At 62.5% G+C, this 18,778-nt stretch carries 18 protein-coding genes and 1 pseudogene; 3 read left to right on the top strand and 16 right to left on the bottom strand.

The window, feature by feature from the left end:
• Both CKW13_RS22380 and CKW13_RS22375 read left to right on the top strand, forming a co-directional pair.
• Nucleotides 1-1,025, top strand: a pseudogene (locus tag CKW13_RS22380) (hypothetical protein); the annotation flags it as partial.
• 55 nt (nt 1,026-1,080) lie between these two features.
• Complete coding sequence (locus CKW13_RS22375; RefSeq protein ID WP_141234008.1) at nt 1,081-2,193, top strand: hypothetical protein; 1,113 nt, start codon at nt 1,081-1,083, stop codon at nt 2,191-2,193.
• A 194-nt stretch (nt 2,194-2,387) separates the two neighbouring features.
• On the opposite strand, the gene CKW13_RS22370 is transcribed toward CKW13_RS22375, so the two are convergent.
• The 14 genes from CKW13_RS22370 to gbcA form a co-directional block, all read right to left on the bottom strand.
• Nucleotides 2,388-4,355: a secretin N-terminal domain-containing protein gene (locus CKW13_RS22370; protein ID WP_095110951.1), complete on the bottom strand. Its 1,968-nt coding sequence runs from the start codon at nt 4,353-4,355 to the stop codon at nt 2,388-2,390.
• Nucleotides 4,356-4,385: 30 nt separating this feature from the next.
• A complete protein-coding gene (locus CKW13_RS22365) occupies nt 4,386-4,886 on the bottom strand; it encodes a hypothetical protein (protein WP_095110950.1) in 501 nt (166 codons plus the stop codon).
• The gene (locus CKW13_RS22360) at nt 4,883-5,437 is read right to left on the bottom strand and encodes a GspMb/PilO family protein (RefSeq protein ID WP_095110949.1); all 555 of its coding nucleotides are present in this window, start codon (nt 5,435-5,437) and stop codon (nt 4,883-4,885) included. The genes CKW13_RS22365 and CKW13_RS22360 overlap by 4 nt, the downstream gene beginning before the upstream one ends.
• A 4-nt stretch (nt 5,438-5,441) precedes the next feature.
• Nucleotides 5,442-6,008 carry a hypothetical protein gene (locus CKW13_RS22355; protein WP_256576652.1) on the bottom strand — a complete coding sequence of 189 codons (567 nt, stop codon included), beginning with the start codon at nt 6,006-6,008 and terminating at the stop codon, nt 5,442-5,444.
• Complete coding sequence (locus tag CKW13_RS22350) at nt 6,005-6,742, bottom strand: hypothetical protein (RefSeq protein WP_141234007.1); 738 nt, start codon at nt 6,740-6,742, stop codon at nt 6,005-6,007. The genes CKW13_RS22355 and CKW13_RS22350 overlap by 4 nt, the downstream gene beginning before the upstream one ends.
• Entirely contained in the window at nt 6,723-8,360 is a 1,638-nt protein-coding gene (locus tag CKW13_RS22345) for a GspE/PulE family protein (protein WP_095110947.1), read from the bottom strand. The genes CKW13_RS22350 and CKW13_RS22345 overlap by 20 nt, the downstream gene beginning before the upstream one ends.
• 3 nt (nt 8,361-8,363) lie before the next feature.
• Nucleotides 8,364-9,548: a type II secretion system F family protein gene (locus CKW13_RS22340; RefSeq protein ID WP_095110946.1), complete on the bottom strand. Its 1,185-nt coding sequence runs from the start codon at nt 9,546-9,548 to the stop codon at nt 8,364-8,366.
• Nucleotides 9,545-10,015, bottom strand: a complete 471-nt coding sequence (locus CKW13_RS22335) for a transglycosylase SLT domain-containing protein (RefSeq protein ID WP_095110945.1) — start codon at nt 10,013-10,015, stop codon at nt 9,545-9,547. Before CKW13_RS22335 ends, CKW13_RS22340 begins: the two co-directional genes overlap by 4 nt.
• Before the next feature lie 33 nt (nt 10,016-10,048).
• Nucleotides 10,049-10,492, bottom strand: a complete 444-nt coding sequence (gspG, locus tag CKW13_RS22330) for a type II secretion system major pseudopilin GspG (RefSeq protein ID WP_095110944.1) — start codon at nt 10,490-10,492, stop codon at nt 10,049-10,051.
• 283 nt (nt 10,493-10,775) lie between these two features.
• Nucleotides 10,776-12,323 (bottom strand): lytic polysaccharide monooxygenase, encoded by a 1,548-nt coding sequence (locus CKW13_RS22325; protein ID WP_176465163.1) that lies wholly within the window; start codon nt 12,321-12,323, stop codon nt 10,776-10,778.
• A 74-nt stretch (nt 12,324-12,397) separates the two neighbouring features.
• Nucleotides 12,398-12,919: a type II secretion system protein gene (locus CKW13_RS22320; protein ID WP_176465162.1), complete on the bottom strand. Its 522-nt coding sequence runs from the start codon at nt 12,917-12,919 to the stop codon at nt 12,398-12,400.
• Entirely contained in the window at nt 12,906-13,313 is a 408-nt protein-coding gene (locus CKW13_RS22315; protein ID WP_095110942.1) for a type II secretion system protein, read from the bottom strand. Before CKW13_RS22315 ends, CKW13_RS22320 begins: the two co-directional genes overlap by 14 nt.
• A complete protein-coding gene (locus tag CKW13_RS22310) occupies nt 13,288-13,773 on the bottom strand; it encodes a type II secretion system protein (RefSeq protein WP_176465164.1) in 486 nt (161 codons plus the stop codon). The genes CKW13_RS22315 and CKW13_RS22310 overlap by 26 nt, the downstream gene beginning before the upstream one ends.
• Nucleotides 13,774-14,562: 789 nt before the next feature.
• On the bottom strand, nt 14,563-15,858 hold the full coding sequence (gene gbcA / locus CKW13_RS22305) for a glycine-betaine demethylase subunit GbcA (RefSeq protein ID WP_095110941.1): 1,296 nt from the start codon (nt 15,856-15,858) through the stop codon (nt 14,563-14,565).
• Between the two features lie 282 nt (nt 15,859-16,140).
• On the opposite strand from gbcA, the gene gbcB reads away from it, so the two are divergent.
• Nucleotides 16,141-17,241: a glycine-betaine demethylase subunit GbcB gene (gene gbcB, locus CKW13_RS22295; RefSeq protein WP_095110940.1), complete on the top strand. Its 1,101-nt coding sequence runs from the start codon at nt 16,141-16,143 to the stop codon at nt 17,239-17,241.
• Nucleotides 17,242-17,290: 49 nt separating this feature from the next.
• Here the strand turns inward: gbcB and CKW13_RS22290 are convergent, their stop codons facing one another.
• Entirely contained in the window at nt 17,291-17,506 is a 216-nt protein-coding gene (locus tag CKW13_RS22290) for a hypothetical protein (RefSeq protein WP_095110939.1), read from the bottom strand.
• A 187-nt stretch (nt 17,507-17,693) separates the two neighbouring features.
• On the bottom strand, nt 17,694-18,734 hold the full coding sequence (locus CKW13_RS22285) for a low specificity L-threonine aldolase (protein WP_095110938.1): 1,041 nt from the start codon (nt 18,732-18,734) through the stop codon (nt 17,694-17,696).
• Nucleotides 18,735-18,778 lie beyond the last annotated feature (44 nt).

Below are 18,778 nucleotides of genomic sequence, written 5' to 3'. Positions count from 1 at the left end.
CGTCGCAAAGTTACTTGGACGCGTTGTTGCCGAAGATCGAAGAGTTGATCGTCATGGCTGAGATGCTTTTGGAGCGCCGTTCGATTCTCGACCCCCTGATGGTCAGCGAACGCTGGGGCGTGCGCGATACCGCAGCCAACTGGAGCACCGGCGGTTTTCCGGCTTTGATTGCCTATCGGCAAAGCACGATGTGGCATATGGCCAAGCGCGCCGACCAGTGCTACGGCATCACGGGAACCAATCAATGCGCCCATATGCTGGGCGAGTTTTCAATGCAATGGGCCACTGCAGAACAGGAGAAAGCGTTTCGCAAACGTGCCAACGAGGTTTTTTCCCACGGGTTCAACATTGATGGGGTTATGGAGCAACGCTGGCGAGACTTCACATTTTGGGTCGCGTGGCGAGAAGTAAAAGGGTGCTTCCATAAATTACCCAAGTTCAAAGTTCACTTCGACATTGAAGGTAAAACGGGACAAGTTCCTCCTCGGACCGGCGTGTACTTACCTCAAGATGATCCCTTCGGCGCTTTGCAGTTTGGTTGGACAGGAGGGGGGATTGGCATGTTTCGACCACTAAAAAAATGCCAAACCTTCAGCGAAATTGGCCTTGATGTGTTGAAAGTAGTTGGCAGAAATTTATGGAGCGACGAAGCAGGGTTATTGCAGTTTGCTCAACAACGCCAGTACACCAGCATTTTTCCCAATATCCAGCACCCGGCAAGACAAAAAATAGTAGAGGAAGCCTTCACCGAACGCCCCTGCAAGTGGTACTTCGTTGAACTTCTCGAAGGTGAGTTTGAAGACAGCGACCCCGACGCCATGGCCGATGCACCCGGCAGCGAACCGCAGCACCCGCCGCGCAAAGCCAGCGGCGAGCCGTGCCCCCACGCCGGTTGGTGGTTCAGCCCCGCCCGTGAAGGTTCGCGGCAGTATTTCCGTGATGGCGCAATTTTTCCCAAACTGGAAGGCGACTACGGCTACACCTTCTGGCTCTGGAGCCCGGACCAGTCCAGGCCAACACTTTGATCGTTAAATGCAGGCCAGGCGAACCCGTCTGGTCTGCACTGTCCGGGCACACAACATGAACGCTCTTTATCCGATGACCCCGACTTATCACCTGTCCCTGTGGCAAAAACGCCAAGCGGCGATGCTTTATTACTACTCGTCGCAAAGTTACCTGGACGCGTTGTTGCCGAAAATCGAGGAGCTGATCGTTATGGCCGAGATGCTTTTAGAACGCCGTTCGATTCTCGACCCCCTGATGGTCAGCGAACGCTGGGGCGTGCGCGATACTGCAGCCAACTGGAGCACCGGCGGGTTTCCAGCCTTGATCGAGTACAGGGAAAACACCATGTGGGATATGGCCAAGCGCGCCGACCAGTGCTACGGCATCACGGGAACCAATCAATGCGCCCATATGCTGGGCGAGTTTTCAATGCAATGGGCCACTGCAGAACAGGAGAAGGAGTTTCGCGAACGGGCCAATGCGGTTTTCTCCTACGGTTACAAGATTGACGGTGTTATGGAGCGGGACTGGAGCGATATGACATTTTGGTCAATTTGGCAGCAAATCAAAGGACAGTTTCCGCGGTTGCCAAAATTCAAAGTGCATATGGATATTGAAGGTAAAACCGGGGAAGTTCCGCCACGTACCGGCGTCTATGTGTCTCAAGATGATCCTCTGGGTGCCCTGCAATTTGCCTGGACCGGAGGCGGCGAAGGGATGTGGAAGACACTGGAAGAATGTCAAACATTCAATGAATTAGGTCTGGATGTCTTGAAAACCTTGGGCCGCGCAGGCTTGTGGGGCGATGAGGACGGTTTTTCAAAATTTATTGCACAAAACCAATATAAGGGTGTTTTTACGGATCCCATTTTTTCGGCCCGTTATCAAGTGCAATCCGACTCCTTCACTTACCGCCCCTGCAAGTGGTACTTCGTCGAACTTCTCGAAGGTGAGTTTGAAGACAGCGACCCCGACGCCATGGCCGACGCGCCGGGTAGCGAGCCGCAGCACCCGCCGCGCAAAGCCAGCGGTGAGCCTTGCCCCCACGCCGGTTGGTGGTTCAGCCCCGCCCGTGAGGGTTCGCGGCAGTATTTCCGTGATGGCGCGATTTTTCCCAAACTGGAAGGCGACTACGGCTACACCTTCTGGCTCTGGAGCCCGGATCAGTCCAGGCCAGCACTGAGTTGAGCCCTGTGGGAGCAACTGTCTTCCCCCTGCCCTTCGTCACCGCCACTCAGTGCCGCCATCGCGAGCAGGCTCGCTCCCACAGACGAAAAATGAAAATCCCAGCCACAGCACAGTTCATCTGTGGGAACGGGCCAGGCGGCGCTCCGCTTGCCCGTGATGGGGCCAAACCCGCCGACCTCGATTTCGGGCCAGGCTCATGGGCTCGGGGCCGCGGGTGTGGCCGGCGCTGGCGCTGGGGGTGTCGGCGGCGGTGGCACGGTGGGTGGGGCCACTTGTTGGGGGACGGGGGGCGGCAGGGGTTGCCAGTTGGCGTCGGGTTGTTGCATGGGCGGGGGGATGGCGCCGCTGAAGGCACCGGTGCCGGTGGAGCGCAGTTTAATGTCGCGGGTGTCGCGCAAGATCATGCCTTCGGTGGAGCTGCGCGCTTCGGTGCCGCTGCTGAAGGTGCTGACCTGGGAGATCGGCAGGTCGAGGTTGCGTTCGATGCGCGGGGTGAGCAGCAGGATGATTTCGGTTTTTTGCTGGGTGCCCAGGTTGGTGCCGAACAGGTGTTTGCCTATCCACGGGATTTTGCTCAGCCACGGCAGGCCCGAGCCTTCGTCGATGTCGGCGGTGCGGATCAGCCCCGAGACCACTTGAGTTTCGTTGTTGCGTGCGGTGAGCATGGTTTTGGTGGCCCGCGAGCCCAGCTCGAAGGTGGCCGGGACATTCTCCGAGCCGGCGATGCGCTTGGTGATGTGGCTCATTTCCACCGACAAGTCGAGGCTGATTTCGTCGCTCAGGCTGATGTTGGGTTTGACTTTGATTTGCAGCCCCACGTCCTGGTAGGTCACCGATGAAGTGGTGATCTGGTTGGCGGTGGTGGTGGTCACCACCGGGATTTTGTCGCCGATGTTCACCGAGGCTTCTTCGCGGTTTTTCACCCGTACCCGGGGGTTGGCCAGGGTTACGGTGTTGCCGCTGCGTTGCAGCATGTTGATGCGCGCCGAGGTGCTGCCGGCGTCCAGCAGGATGTTGTCGCCGTTGATCCCGCGCAGGGCGCTGATGGGCGTGCCGGCCATCACGGCGGGCAGGTTGGCGAAGTTACCCACCGACACCCCGATGCTTTCGGGGTAGGCGATGCCCAGGTTCATTTCGTCGGTGAGGCTGACTTCCAGCACCTGGATGTCGATGGTCACTTCCGACTGGGCGATGTCGATGGCTTCCACCAGTTTTTCCACGGCGCCCAGGGTGTCGAGGCCGTCGCGCACGATCACTGCGTTGAGGCGCTCGTCCACCAGCACTTCCTTGGGTTTGAGGATTTGCTTGATCTCGGCGGCGATCAGTTTCGGGTCGCTGTGGCTCAGGTAAAAGGTGCGCACCGCCAGTTCGCGGTATTCGCGCTCTTTGTCCGGGCGCGCCGGGTAGATGAGGAAGGTGTTGGCGTTGAGCACTTTCTTTTGCAGTTGCTGGGTCGAGAGCAGCAGGTTGAGGGCATCTTCGGCGGTGGTGCGGCTGGCCGTGAGGCTGGCGGTGGCGCCGGGGTTGACGTCCTTGTCGATGACGAAGTTGACCCCCGAGAGCTTGGCGATGGTCTCGAAAATCGTGGTCAGGCTCTGGGAGCTGAACTCCAGGCTCACCGGTTTGCGCATGGCCTCGCTCAGGTTCGGGTTGAGGTTGTCGGCCTTGACCAGGTCCTGGGTCAGCAGGTTGCGCAGGTCCAGGGCGGCGCGGTAGTTGGGTTTTTGCGCGATGATCTGGCGCACCTGGCGCAGGGCCTCCAGGGGGTTGGAGTCTTTTATCGCGTAGGCCTGCTGCAACTGTGGGCGCAACTGGCGCATGGTCTCGATGCTTTGGATTTCCTGGCGCGCGCCCAGGTTGCTGGGGTCGTACTTGAGGATGGTCTGCATGGCGGCGATGGCGCCGGCATCGTCGCCGCGCATCAGGGCGTTGTTGGCCTCGCGGCTGTAGTGGGCCACCAGCAGCTCCAGCTTGCTGAACGTGGCGGTGCGCAATTGCACGTCGTCGGGGTTGTCTTTCATTTCAGCCTGGAGCACTTCCACTGAACGCACCAAATCGCCTTGTTGGCGCAGTTCGTCGCTTTCCTCCAGGGCGCGGCGGGTTTCGCAACCGGGCAGGAGCACCAGGGCCAGGGCTAATGAGATGAACGTACGGGTCGCCATGATCGTTCTCTTCGCTTGCCTGCGTGAGGCTCAAGGTGAATCCAGGCGCAGGGTGGTCACCTGGCCCAGGGGCAGGTACTGGATGACCACGGCGCTGTCGCTGAGTTTTTCCAGCCGATAGTGCGCATCGAGTTTGCCGCCGGGTTCGATATGCCCGGGCACCGCGCAGCGTCGGCACAGGGTGTAGCGCGTGCCCTGGCCTTGCAGGACGACGATTTTCGCCTGGTTCTGGTAGCGCCACTGGGCGCTGACGGTGAACGGGAACGGTGGCGCGCGGGGTGCCTGGCTCACCGGGGCGGCGGCGGGGGGCGGTGGCATCCAGGTCTGGCTGGGGAAGATATCCACTCTGGCCAGTGCCTCGGCGCTGTCGCTGGCGGGAGGGGGGCTGTCGTCCGGGGCTGGCGCGGGCGTGGGGCGGGTGTTGGGCGCGGGCGTTTCCTGCGGTGGCGGGGTGCTGTCTTGCCAAAACAGCCAGGCGCAACCGAGCACCGTCAGCCCCAGCAACACGCGCAAGTACAGGGGCAGTTTCATTCGAGCACCCCCAACAGGCTTACCTTGAGGTTGATCGCCAGTTGGCTGGCGGTGATGTCCTTGCGCTCCAGCACCAGGTTTTCCACGCGCACGGCCGGTTGCTGAACGATTTCGTCCAGGGCCCTGCGCAGCGCCGGGTAGCTCCCGGTCACGGGGATTTCCACCTCCAGGCGCTGCACCTGGGCGTCGCCGGGGCTGGAGTAGGCCAGGTTGGTCTGGTCGATGCTGAAACCCTGTTCTTGCAACAGGCTCAACACCCGCTCCAGGCGCATGGCGAAGGCCTGTGCGGTGGGCAGTTTATTGACCGCCGAGGGTTCTGTGACAAAGACCTCCTGGGGGCGTGCGGCGATGGCGCTTTCCAGCTCCGCACGGCGCACGCTGTCCTGGGCCCGCGCCGGGCCGGTGACCCCGATGTCGATCAGCACGGCGGCGGCGATCACCAGCAACGCCAACCCTCCGGCAAAACCCAGGGCCTGGCGCGCCAGCATCAACCCCCAGCGCAGGCGCGCCAGCAGAGGCTCGGGTTGCAGGGCGCGGGGGAGGCGGTTCATGGCGTCATTGCCCGCGGATGTTCAGTTTGACGACCACCGGCCGCGCCGGGTCGTTGGGTTTGCGTGCGCTTTGTTGCAGGCTGACGGCCAGGTTGGGTTGCGCCTTGAGGCGCTCGACAAAACGAAAGGCATCGCGCAGCACCCGCGCTTCGAGGTCCAGGTTCAGTTCGCGGGTCAGGGTGTTGACCTCCACTCGCGTCACGGCCACTTCCTTTAGCCACGCCTGGCCCAGGGTGTCGAGCAAGGGGAAGGGGGTGAGGGCCTGCTCGGCGAACAGCGCCAGCTGTTTTTTCTGCTGCGGCGTGGTGCGGATCGCGGCTTGGATCAGGCGTTCCTGTTGCCGCGCTAACTGCACGAAGTGCTGCTCCAGTTCGTCGGTGTGGCGCTGTTGCGCCTGCAACGCCTGCCAGTGTTGCCAGGCGATGAACGCCAGCACCAAGGCTAGGAGCCATAGCACCGCCACCAGGCCTTTGTGGGCGAGGTGCTGGCGCTGGAAGTCGACACGCGGGCCTTGGCCGGCGCGGGCCCGCTGCCAGTGTCGGTGCAGGCGTGCGCGCAGGGGGGCGATCATCCGGCGTCCTCCTGCATCCATGGGTGGAGCGGGCCGAGCCAGTGGCCGTCGCTGGCGGTGGGCGGGCGCGGGCCTGCGACGACCACCGCGGCAGGGTTCTCGGCGCTCAGCACCGCGGCGGCGAACAGGCTGCTGTGCAGCGGCGTGCCTGGGGCGACCGGCAGGGCGCAGGCCTGGGTCGCTTCACCGCCATGCAGGTACAGGCAGCTCAGGGCGCTAGCCTCGGGCACGGCCAATACGCCGTCGGCGGGCAGTTGCTGCCAGTAGCGCTGGGCGGTGGCGGTGAGCAACGGCAGGCACGTCCCCAGCGGCAGGTGTTGGGCCCGGAACAGCAGGCGCAAGGCGTGCAGCAACTCCAGCGGGGTGGCCACCGCCAGGCGTGCGGCGCCGAACGGCGCACTGGCGATTTGCACCTGGCACTGCGCCGGGTCCACGCCGGCGTCTTGCAGGAAGGTGGCGCGGGCAAAGCCTTGCCAGTCATCCGGGCTGTAGAGGCCGTCCTGCCAGGGTAGCATCAGGTAGTGCACATGGGGAAAGCCCAGCAGCACGTGGGCGCGGTCGAGGCGTTTGAGGCGCCCGCGTGGTGCCTGTTCCAGCAGCTCGGCACAGGCTTCCAGCGGCTCGCCGTTGTGCTGGGCGTGCCACACCGGGCCCTCGCGCCAGCGGTCGCGGGCGGCCCAGGTTGTGCCTTCGCCGCCCAGTAGCACAGCGTGCTCAATACAAAGAGATGACACGGTGAATCTCCCGCAGCGTGGTGTGGCCCAGCGCCGCATGGGCCAGGGCGATGTCGCGGATGAACACGTGGCCCGATTCCAGCGCCAGCTCGCGCAGGGCGGCGGCGGAGCTGCGGTGCAGCAGGCCTTCCTTGATGCTGTCGGTGACGCTCAGCACTTCGGCCAGGGCCAGGCGCCCGCGGTAGCCGGTGTGGCGGCAGGCCTCGCACCCGGTGCCGACGCGGTAATGGGCCTGCTTGAGTTGCTGGGGTGTGAGTTTGGCCAGGCGCACCAGTTCAGGGTCGGGTTTGGCTTCCACCGCGCACTCGCTGCAAATGCGCCGCACCAGGCGCTGGGCCACGACGCCGTTGAGGGCCTCGACGAAACTGGCCGGTTCCACCTCCATGTAGATAAAACGCTCTAGCACGCTGAAGGCGCTGTTGGCGTGCACCGAGGACATCACCAGGTGCCCGGTGAGCGCCGCTTGCACGGCGATGCCGGCGGTTTCGCCGTCGCGGATCTCGCCCACCAGAATGGTGTCCGGGTCGTGACGCAGCACCGAGCGCAGGCCGCGGGCGAAGGTCAGGCCCTTTTTGTCGTTGACCGGGATTTGCAGCACGCCGGGCAGTTCGTATTCCACCGGGTCTTCGATGGTGATGATTTTTTTCTCGCCGGTGTTGGTTTCCGACAGTGCCGCGTAGAGGGTGGTGGATTTGCCGCTGCCGGTGGGGCCGGTGACGAGCAACATGCCGTAGGGCTCGCTGGCCAGGGTGCGGATGCGGGCAATGGTGTCGGCGTCCAGGCCCAGGGTGTCGAGGGTCAGGGATTCGCCGCGCTGGGACTTGTCCAGCACCCGCAGCACCGCGTCCTCGCCGTGGATGCTGGGCATGATCGACACCCGGAAATCCACCTCGCGGCCCTGCATGCGCACCTTGAAGCGCCCGTCCTGGGGCACCCGCCGCTCGCCGATGTCCAGCTCCGACAACACCTTGAGCCGCGACAGCGCCTGCTCGGCCATGTCCAGCCCCGGTGCCTGGCCCATCTGCTGCAACACGCCGTCGATGCGGTACTTGATGACCAGGCCCTGGGGCGTGGATTCCACGTGGATATCGCTGGCGTGGCTTTGCAAGGCGTCGAACAGCATGGAGTTGACCAGGCGCACCACCGGGTTGTCGTCGCGGGCGATGCTGCTCAGGGAAATCTCCTGGGCAGCCTGCATGACCCGGGCGTTTTCGTCGTCGCCGCCAAAGGGTTGCATCACCCGTTGGCTGGCCTCGGCCAGGGTCAGTTGCGCCTTGACCGCGCCGGGTAGGCTCATGGCCAGGGGCAGGCCGCGCAGGGCCGCACTGGCTTGCACCCAGTTGCGCGCGGCCAGGGAGAACGGTTCGCCCAACACCAGGCACGGCGCGCCTTGCCAGTCGATGGGCAACAAGTCGTGGATCAGCGCCTGGGGCAGCGCCAGCAGGTCGAAGCGCCAATGTTCGGCCAACGCGGTGGCGGGGATTGCCAGCAGGCCCACGCCTGCGGCCACGGCCTCCAGTTGCTGCGGCTCGGCGCTGAGCAAAGCGTGCAAAAAATCCGGCAGGCTCTGGCCTTGCTCAAGTGCCTGGGCCTGCCAGGCGTGCCATAGGTCGCTCATCACTCACCCCTGAATTGAGCCGGCCAATTCAAAGATCGGCATGTACAGCATGAACACGATCAGCCCGATCAAGCCGCCGACCACTAGCATCAGCAACGGCTCGAACACCTTGCTGAACAATTCGATGGCCCGCTCCAGCGCCTCGTCGTGGAACTGCGCGATACGTTCGCACATGGCCGCCAGTTCGCCGCTCTGCTCGCCTACCCGCAGCAGCCGCTCGGCCACGGGCGTGGTCAGTTGGTAGCGGGCCAGGGAGGTGGACAGCGGCTGGCCGGCCTTGATGTCGGTCATGGCCTGGTGCAAATCGCCCTGGCGCTCGGCGGGCAGCAGCGCGCCCGATAACTCCACCGCCATCACCACCGGCATGCCGCCCATCAGCAGCATGCCGGCGGTGCGGTAGAAACGGGCGAGGACAAACAGGGTGCGCTGAGCCCCGAGGCTGGGGACCTTCCAGAACAACGCCGCCACGCGGCTTTTGAAGGCGGCGGTGCGCATCAGCAGGCCAAGGCCGACGAGGGCCGCCAGCGTCGCGCCCATCAGCGCCAGGCCACGCTGTTCCACCAACGCGCCCCACCACACCATAAAACGCGCCGTGGCCGGCAGGTCGGCGACCGAGTCGAACACCGAGGCAAAACGCGGGATCACGAAAAACAGCAGGAACAGCAAAATCAGCGCGCCGACACTGAGCACCACCAAGGGGTACATCAGCGCGCCGCTCACCCGTTTCTTGACCTTTTCCAGGTGCGCCTCGAAGTGGTGGTAGCGGCGCAAGGCAATGGACAACTGGCCGCTGTGTTCGGAGGAGGCGACGGTGGCGATCAGCAGCGAGGGGAACAGCGCGGCTTTCATCTGCATGGCCTTGGACAGCGAGTTGCCCTGGTACATGGCGTCCAGCAGTTCGCTCAGGACCTGGCGGTTGATCCCCGGCGCGGCTTTGTCGCGCAGGGTCTCCACGGCTTCTACCAGCACCAGCCCGGCGTCGAGCAGCACCACCAGTTCCTGGATGAACAGGCCCAGGGCGAACTTGGCGCCACGGCCCTGCCACTTCAGTTGGCGGCGTTGTTGCAGGGAGATGACGTGGCTGCCATCGGCCTGCAATTGCTGGCGCGCCTGGGCCAGGTCCAGGGCCTGGATGCGCAGGCTTTGCACATGGCCCTGGCGCAGTACGCGGGCGTCGAATTCGTTCATGGCGTGGGCACCGCCCGTTGCTGGCGCGCCAGCGACAACTGGCCGTAGTAGCGCCACACCGCCTCGGCGTAGCGGGCGCGGCGGGCATCGCCTTGCGGCCGGGTGCCGGCGTTGTAGGCGCCCACCGCGTGCCAGCCGTAGCCAGACTGGCGAATGAACTCGGCGAGGATCCACGCCCCCACCATCACGCTGGTGCAGGGCTGCGATTGCAGGCTGTGTTCGTCGATGCCGTAGGCGGCGAGGCGCGGCAGGTGGCGGCTGTTGATCTGCATCAGGCCGATGTCGTAGCTGCCGTCGCGGTTGAGGTTGCGCGCGCCGGGGTTGAGGCCCGATTCCACCTTGGCGATGGCATACAGCAGCAGTGGGTCGATGTGGTAACGGCTGCCCGCCGCTTGCCAGCAGGTGGCCTGGGCGGTGCTGGCCAGCAGGCTGGCGAACAGGGCGATGGCGAGTCGGCGCAGGGTCATGGCGAGTCCCTTGGGCATGGGCGTGCCCAGGCTTCAGAGGCCGTGGACGATGTCGGCGGAGGTGCCTTCGCCGCCGGCCTTGGCATCGCGGCCCAGGGAGATGATTTCCACCTCATGGGCCGCCCCCGGGTTTTTAAATTGGTAGGGGGTGTTCCACGGGTCGGGCGGCACGCTCTTGGGCAGGTAGGGGCCGTGCCAGCCCGGTTCGCTGGCCGGGCGCTCGGTGAGGGCGTTGAGGCCCAGGGCTTCGCTGGGGTAGCGGCCGTTGTCGAGGCGGTATTGGTTGAGGGCGTCGCCCAGGGATTTCATCTGGCCCTTGGCGGTCTGCGCCTTGGCCAGTTCCAGGCGATCGAACATTTTCGGCCCGACATACCCGGCCAGCAGGGCGATGATTAACAGCACCACCAGCAGTTCCAGCAAGGTGAAACCACGGGTGCGACGGGAATGGGACGCGCGTGACAAGGATATCGGCTTCATGAAAGTTACCCTGCTGGGAGTGCCAAGGTAGGCGGTTGTGTATAACTCTCCCGGCCCGTTATGCAACGGGCACCGCCGGCAGAACTGTTGCCCCTGCTCCATTAGTACAACTAAGCGTCCCTGTATCAGTACTGACTATAGCAGCGATGGGAAATAACAAAGTTCCATTGTTAGTTATAGCGCCTGGCTATTTTTGTAATGAGCTAATTGAATATAAAAAGCGTGCTGTGACTAAAGCGCCGCACATAAGTGCGGCGCCATAAGTTGGATCAAAGTTTGCAATTCAAAGTGGGTTCCAGGCATCCCTCCAATCGGAACCTACACCCGGTTCATAGTGCGTTGGCGACTGCCCGCACCATCCGCTGTTGGGGAAGTCCCGGCATTGGTAGTTCTTGCCCTTGTGGGACACTTTATCCCCCGGCTTGTAGCTGGTGCCGGGGCTGTAGGCCGGGAAGTCATCGCCGCCGCCGGTGGAGGGGGTGACCGTGATGTTGTGGGTTTTCTGGGCGACGGTGTGGTTGGATGAGTCGTCAACAGCCAGGCGTGCCCAGATTGCGGTGGGCGTGGTAACCGTGGGCGCGGTGAACTGATGGATCGGCTGGCGGCCGTCAATCTGCGCGAAGGCGGCAATCCATTGGTACCTCAGGCTACCGTTGCCGTTCTGGCCCTGGGTTTTGCTGCCATCGAGGGTGAACTGCTCGCCCGACTTGACGGTGGTTGGGCCCTCGATCACCACAATCGGTGGGTTTGGGTTGACCGGTTCGGGTTCACCGCCGCTGCTGATGCTCATGGCGGGGGAGTCGTTGCGGTTGCGCACGAACACCGAGTTGGCCCGCCAATCGCTCTCATTGAACGTTATGCCGTGTTGCTTGGCGCGGCTCATGGGCTCCTCGCCAATCACCACGTTCGAGGGTGGGACCTTGTTGAAGATCTGTTTGCCCCAGACATTGGGGTGGGTGTTTTGCGCGGTGATGGCTTGCTTCACATCGACGATTTCATGGGCGTCGCCCGAGCCGCTCAGCACGCGAAAGCGCACGGTGTCGCCGGCCTTGGGCTGGATTTCGGCGGGGATGAACGAGCCCTTGTCGAACAGTTCCGGTTCGGGAATGCCGGTGTCCTTGAAGGTGATGTCGCTGCAGTTGTAGAAACCTTCCCCCGCCGGGTCTTCCCGCTGCCAGCGTACATACACCACCGCGTCGCCGGTACGGCCGGGCGGCAACGGAGCCTTGACCTCGAAGAAGCCGCTGGCCCCGGAGATGGTGGGTTGGGTCTGCCAGTCGGTGCGCGCTGTGGTAAAGCGCTCGGAGTGGATCAGATCCAGGTCATCCCAGCCCAGGGGGCGCGTGCCGTCATAGCTGGCCTTGCTCAGGTAAATCTTGGCAAAGCTGGGCACATGGGGCGCGGTGCCGATGATGCGCACCGTCATGCTGTCGGAGGCGGTCAGCGCGGTTTTGTGCCAGTAGGGCGTGACCACGTCCAGGCTGGCTTTTTTCGGGTCCCCGGCGGCGCACAGCTTGCCGTTGGGGATGGCGGCCATTACTGCGTTGTCGTTGTTGTAGTCCGGTACCAGCATGGCCACTTCGTTCCATTGCTGGGCGGGGTAGGCCCGCTCGGCGGGCGTGGAGAAGATTGCCGCCGCTTCACGGCAACCACGGTCGGGAATGGACGAGCCGTCTGGCGATTGCCATTCGCCGCCGGCCAGTTTGCAGTTCACCTGGCGGGCAATGGGAATGTCCACGGCGCCGTGGCCCCAGCCAACGGCTGGCAAGGCCAGTGTCGCGGCCAGCAACCCCTGTAGCAGGTATCGCTTATAGGTCTGTAAATGCTTCATTGTCGAATCCACCTTCAAATCACAGGAAAAGTTGCGCGCACGCACGCAACGGTTGTGTCCGAACGTTGTTGGGGTCATCCAGTGGCGGGGCCTCCCGGTGCTTCGTTTCGCGGTGGAGGGCTACTCTGTCCAGGGCTATACAGAAACAACCACCCTTGATAACTGCTCTGTCCTGAGAAGTTGCGGTCGTCCTTGCGAAAGTTGCCTTGCTTGAATGGCGTGCCTTTGGCCTGGCTGTAAACGCCCATGATGGTGTCGCCGGGGCCCTTGACGATGCCCCAGTCGGGCTTGCCGCTGAGGGGGTCGTGGTAGACGCGGCGCAGGTAGCGCTTGACGGTGGGCTGGCGGCGGTCCTGCAGCAGCTCGTCAAGGGTCTTGGGGTAGGTATTGGCGATTTGGTAGTACAGGCCGATGGCGCGGCGGATTTCCCCACCGCGGGCCAAGAGGTCCGCCTCGCGTTCACGGCGCAGCACGCTGGACCACAGCGTGCCGGTCTGCATCAACATCACGGCCACTAGTGCCACCGCCACCAGCATGCCCAGGAACACCGAGCCCTGCTGGCGCCGCCGGCCGCGCCGCGCGTTACCAGGTTGCATACTCGGTTCCGTCATTGCCCTGGCCGGGCGCACCACTGCGCACATCGCCCAGGCCTTGCTCTTCGCCCGTTTCCAGCTGCCAGGTGTCGCGCTTGCCCGTGATGGGGTCCAGGGGGATTTCCCGCAGGTAGCGTCGGGTCACCAGCTCTTCCAGGGACGGCGGGTTGGCGCCCTGGTCTTCGCGGTATTGGTCCAGCGCTTGGCGGATGGTCGCCAGGTTATGGCGCAACACGGTTTCCTGGGCCTTGCTGTGTTGACGGAAGAACTGCGGGGTGACCAGGGTCATCAGGGTGGCGATGATCGCCATGACCACCAGCAGCTCGATCAGGGTAAAACCGCCCTGGCCGCGCGAGCGCCGGCGAGCGGCGTTACCACTGGCTGTAGGGAGTTCCATTGAGGCTCTCGCGGGTGCTGCGGGAGTAGATGTCAAACACATCGTCTCCCTCGGAGGGGTCTTCGCCGGTGCTGGCGTAGCTGCGTAGTTGCCAAGTGTCGGCTGCTGCCTGGTCTGGGCATTGGCACATCGGGTCACGGGGGATGCGGCGCAGGAAGTAGAGCTTTTTGCCCTTGAGGTCGGTCTTGTCGGTGACGCCTTCGACCAGGGCTTGCAGGGTCGGCGGGTAGCCGCTGGCGGTGAGGCTTTTTTCGATACGCCCGTCATCGGACGCTTCTTTATAAGTGTCGATCGCGCGCCGAATTTCACGCAGCGAGCGTTGCAACTCGACTTCCCGTTCGCGTTTACCCATCAATGCCGTCAGCGGATAAGCTACTGTCGCAAGTGTGGCCAATAGAGCCAGCGTCAGTAGTAATTCAATCAGCGTGAAACCTGTGGCGAAGTGATGGCGCGACGCTATTGAATATAGCGAAGCCTGCCTTATCACCTGTCTGTCTCCTTGTTTCCGCCAAGGACTGCTTGAATAACCCAGGCTATTGCGAAATGAACTACCTAGAGACTAAGAGTGTAGATGAAGTTTGGTTGCAAACAGAAAAAGTGCAACGTGTCTGTGCTTGGGTAGGCGTAATTAGAGTAAATATCTGATTTTTAAAGTTACTGTTTTTTGCACTAAGGGTTATATCGGTTGGTTTTGAGCGCGGTGGCTGCGCTCCGCAGTTATCCACACCGCCTCTCGGCGTCGGGGCAGGCAAGACGGTTTTTGCCCCCAAAGTCTGTTGGTGTTTCTGTGGTTAAGATGTTCGCTTTACGCCACAGGCTAGGTGGATAAAGGCGTGTAGTGGTTTGAGCGTTTTTTGATCGATTGTCCGGTTTTTATTTGCGAAAGGCGTGAAACCCCAGTTATTTCAGGTGTTTGCCGGGTTTTCCACAGCGCTGCGCCATTGTGAACAAGTTGCCCCCAAAGTCTGTTGGCGTTTCTGTGGATAAGGTGTTTGTGTTCGCCTGTAGCCCTTTAAAAACGTGGCTTTCAGGCTTTAGATCAAAAAACGATCAAAGCTGTCCACAACCCTGTACTTTGAATAAGTCACGGTTTTTCTTCGCTCTAGTGGGGGTAAACGCGCTACTTGCCCACAATGTCTGTGGGCGGCTTTGTGGATAAGTTGTTGGGCGATGGCTAGGAGCCAGGGTGGCAGCGGGCTGTGGGGCATCTGCTCATTTTTTGACCGGGTGCCCCACTGCCACAGCTCAGTCACTCATGCGCCGCAACTCCCTTCAGGTACGGTGCCGGGGCGGCGCCCAGGTTGTTGAGCAGGCGTTCGCTGTACCAGTCGACGAAGTTGACCACACCGAACTCATAGGTCTTGGAATACGGCCCGGGCTGGTAGGCAGTGGAGTTGATGCCACGCTGGTTTTCTTCGGCCAGGCGCCGGTCCTGGTCGTTGGTGGCGTCCCACACTTGGCGCATGCGCTCGACGTCATAGTCCACGCCTTCGACCGCATCTTTGTGCACCAGCCATTTGGTGGTGACCATGGTTTCCTGGGCGCTGATGGGCCACACGGTGAACACGATGATGTGGTCGCCCATGCAGTGGTTCCACGAGTGGGGCAAGTGCAGGATGCGCATCGAGCCCAGGTCTGGGTTCTTGATACGGCCCATCAGTTTTTTGCAGCCCTGCTTGCCGTCCAGGGTCATCGACACGGTGCCTTTGAGCAGCGGCATGCGCACGATGCGGTTGCGCAGGCCGAAACTGGCGTGGGCGTAGGGGATTTTCTCCGCGTCCCAGGCTGCGGCCGAAGCGGCGACGTGGTCCTTGAACGCCTGGTCGGCACGCGGGTCGGTGACGTCGTCCCATTCGAGCAGGGTTTTGAGCAGCTCCGGGTGCGAGGCGTTGCAGTGGTAGCACTCGCGGTTGTTTTCCAGCACCAGTTTCCAGTTGGCCTTTTCCACCAGGGTGGTTTGCACCGCCACCTTGGTGTTCTCCATGTCGTAGGGTTCCATGTAGTGGTTGAGGGTGGCCAGGAAGTCATCGATGGCCGGCGGGTTCTGCGCCAGGCTGATGAAGATATAGCCGCCGGCGGTTTTCACGTTCACCGGTTTGAGGCCGTATTGCTGCATGTCGAAGTCGGCGCCCATCTCGGTGCCGGCGAACAGCAGGCGCCCGTCCAGTTCGTAGGTCCATTGGTGGTAATGGCACACCAGTTTGGCGACCTTGCCCTTGTCGCTGGTGCACAGGCGCGAGCCGCGGTGGCGGCACACGTTGTGGAAAGCATGCACCACGCCTTCGGCGCCGCGGATGACGATGATCGGGTTCTTGCCGATCTGCAGGGTCAGGTAGTTACCCTTGGCCGGGATTTCGCAGGTCATGCCGGCGATCAACCATTCCTTCTGGAAGATCTCCTGCATGTCGATATCGAAGAGGCGTTCGTCGCAGTAGAACGGCTGCGGTAGCGAAAACGTGCGCTCGCGTTCTTGCAGCATCTGTGCGGTGGCCTTGCGTGCGGGTTCCAGCGGATCGCCCAGGCTCAGGGTTGCGGTGACGTCCATCGTGTATGTCCTCAAGGCCATTCGGTGTGGCCGACAGAATTAGTGGCTACGGTTACTACGCAAGGCACAGGATTGTGTTTGTCCGGTGTGGCGAGTGTGGGGCGGGGGCGGGCGGCAACCTTATCCATGGGCGACATGGCCCAACCTGTTCCCGACGCGCAACCCCCGGCGCCTGGGGGCTGGTCGCGATAAGCATGTGAATGTCGCAGATAGGTAAATGGGCGTTCTGCGCTATACGCAAAATCGCCACCATCAGGCCGAATCCCGGCAGCGGAGAACAGCATGTCCAACAGCTTCCTGAACCCGGTAACCACCCAGACCTGGGCCAACGGCCGGCATATCGTGCGGTGCGTCAAGGTCATCCAGGAAACCTGGGACGTGCGCACCTTCTGCTTCATGGCCGACCAGCCGATCCTGTTCTTTTTCAAACCGGGGCAATTCGTCACCCTGGAGCTGGAAATCGACGACCAACCGATCATGCGCTCCTATACCATCTCCAGCTCGCCGTCGGTGCCCTACAGCTTTTCGGTGACCATCAAGCGCATCCCCGGGGGCAAGGTTTCCAACTGGTTGCACGACACCCTGCACGAAGGCCAGGAGCTGGCGGTGCATGGGCCGGTGGGGCTGTTCAACGCCATCGACTTCCCGGCGCCGAAAGTGCTGTACCTGAGCGGCGGCGTCGGCATCACCCCGTGCATGTCCATGGCCCGCTGGTTCTACGACACCAACGCCAATGTCGACATGGTGTTTATCCACAGCGCCCGCTCGCCCAAGGACATCATTTACCACCGCGAGCTGGAGCACATGGCCTCGCGCATCGACAACTTCAGCCTGCACCTGATCTGTGAAAAACATGGCCTGGGCGAGCCCTGGGCCGGCTATCGCGGTTACCTGAACCACAAGATGCTCGAACTGATGACCCCCGACTTCATGGAGCGCGAGGTGTTCTGCTGCGGCCCTACGCCTTACATGAATGCGGTCAAGCGCCTGCTGGAAGGGGCGGGGTTCGACATGGCGCGCTACCACGAGGAATCCTTCGGCGCCACGCCGCCCGAGGCCCGCGCCGACGCGGTGGAGCAAGCCGAACAGGCCGCCGACGCCCCGCAAGTGGACCTGGCGGACCTGCATCAGGTGGAGTTCACTGCCTCGGGCAAAAGCATTCGCGTGGCACCGGGCGAAACCGTCCACGCCGCCGCCGCCAAACTCGGCCTGATGATCCCCAAGGCCTGCGGCATGGGCATCTGCGGTACCTGCAAAGTGCGCAAGCTGGGCGGGGAAGTGGAGATGGAGCACAACGGCGGCATCACTGAAGACGACGAAGCCGAAGGCTACATCCTGTCGTGCTGCAGCGTGCCGAAGGGCGATGTGCGGATCGAGTTCTAGGAAGTCGCGCGCCCCTGCAATGGCAGTGGGCGCGCGAGCCGCAGGGCGCTTATGGAGTCGGAGTCGGGTCGGTGACCGCAATCAGGATTTCGTACTCGCCCGGCCTGTTTGCGTGGGCCCTGAAGATTTTTTTCAACACTTGCTTGGGCGGTAACCCTGCTTGGTCATGGGTCAGAAGGTCGCCCGTGTTCGCCAGTTTCAAAAAGTCTTCGTAGCTGACGAATACGCCGGTTTTTTCGGCGTTGTAGCTGTCTGCATTTTTCATTTCAGTCACCTGCCTTGGTTGCGATGCTCCGCCGAATCATCGGCGCAGAACGTTTACCCGAAAGGCTGCACAGACCCCTTTCAGGCCTACAGAACCTAACGCTGCCAAGGTGCTTGTTGATACTGTCAGAAATGACAGTGCCGACGAGCGGGCAGGTGGTGCTCCAGCGCCCGTTGCGCGATGAGTGTCAGGCCCCCATCACTTCGCGGATATCTGCCGCCAGTTCCCGTACCCGTTCTTCCTCGGTATCCCACGAGCACATGAAGCGCGCACCGCCCTTGCCGATAAAGGTGTAGAAGCGCCAGCCGCGTGCGGTGAGGGCGGCGATGGCCGGTTCCGAGAGTTGCAGGAACACGCCGTTGGCCTGCACCGGGAACATCAGTTCCACGCCGGGAATGTCCGCCACCAGGCTGCTCAGCAGTTGCGCGCAGTGGTTGGCGTGGCGGGCGTGCTTGAGCCAGGCGTCGTGTTCCAAAAGGCCCACCCACGGGGCGGAGAGAAAGCGCATTTTCGACGCCAGCTGCCCCGCCTGCTTGCAGCGGTAATCGAAGTCTTCGGCCAGTTTGTGGTTGAAGAACAAAATCGCCTCGCCCACCGCCATGCCGTTTTTCGTCCCACCAAAGCACAACACATCGACGCCGGCCTTCCAGGTCAGGTCGGCGGGCGAGCAGCCCAGGAACGCGCAGGCGTTGGAAAACCGCGCGCCGTCCATGTGCAGGTTCAGGCCCAACTCCTTACAGGTGGCGCTGATGGCGCGGATTTCTTGCGGGGTGTAGACGCTGCCCACTTCGGTGGCCTGGGTCAGGGTCACGACGCGGGGCTTGGGGTAGTGAATGTCCTGGCGCTTGAGGGCGATTTCGCGGATCGAGTCGGGTGTCAGCTTGCCGTTTTCGGTGCGGGCGGTGAGCAGTTTGGAGCCGTTGGAGAAAAACTCCGGGGCGCCGCATTCGTCGGTTTCGACGTGGGCGGTTTCCGAGCAGATCACGCTGTGGTAACTCTGGCACAGCGACGACAGGGCCAGGGAGTTGGCGGCCGTGCCGTTGAACGCGAAGAACACTTCGCAGTCGGTTTCAAACAACTTGCGGAAATAGTCCGAGGCCCGGGCCGTCCACTCGTCGTCGCCGTAGGCGCGCTGGTGGCCCTGGTTGGCCTGCTCCATAGCGGCCCAGGCTTCGGGGCAGATACCGGAATAGTTGTCACTGGCAAATTGCTGGCTCTTGTCGGTCATGGCCGTGTCCGTGATTGAGGGCGGGGATGGCGGGCACTTTACCC

The organism is Pseudomonas sp. Irchel 3E20 (assembly GCF_900187645.1).
Lineage (GTDB): Bacteria > Pseudomonadota > Gammaproteobacteria > Pseudomonadales > Pseudomonadaceae > Aquipseudomonas.
The sequence above is the reverse complement of the archived record's forward strand: the minus strand, read 5'-3'. Positions and strand labels throughout refer to the sequence as shown.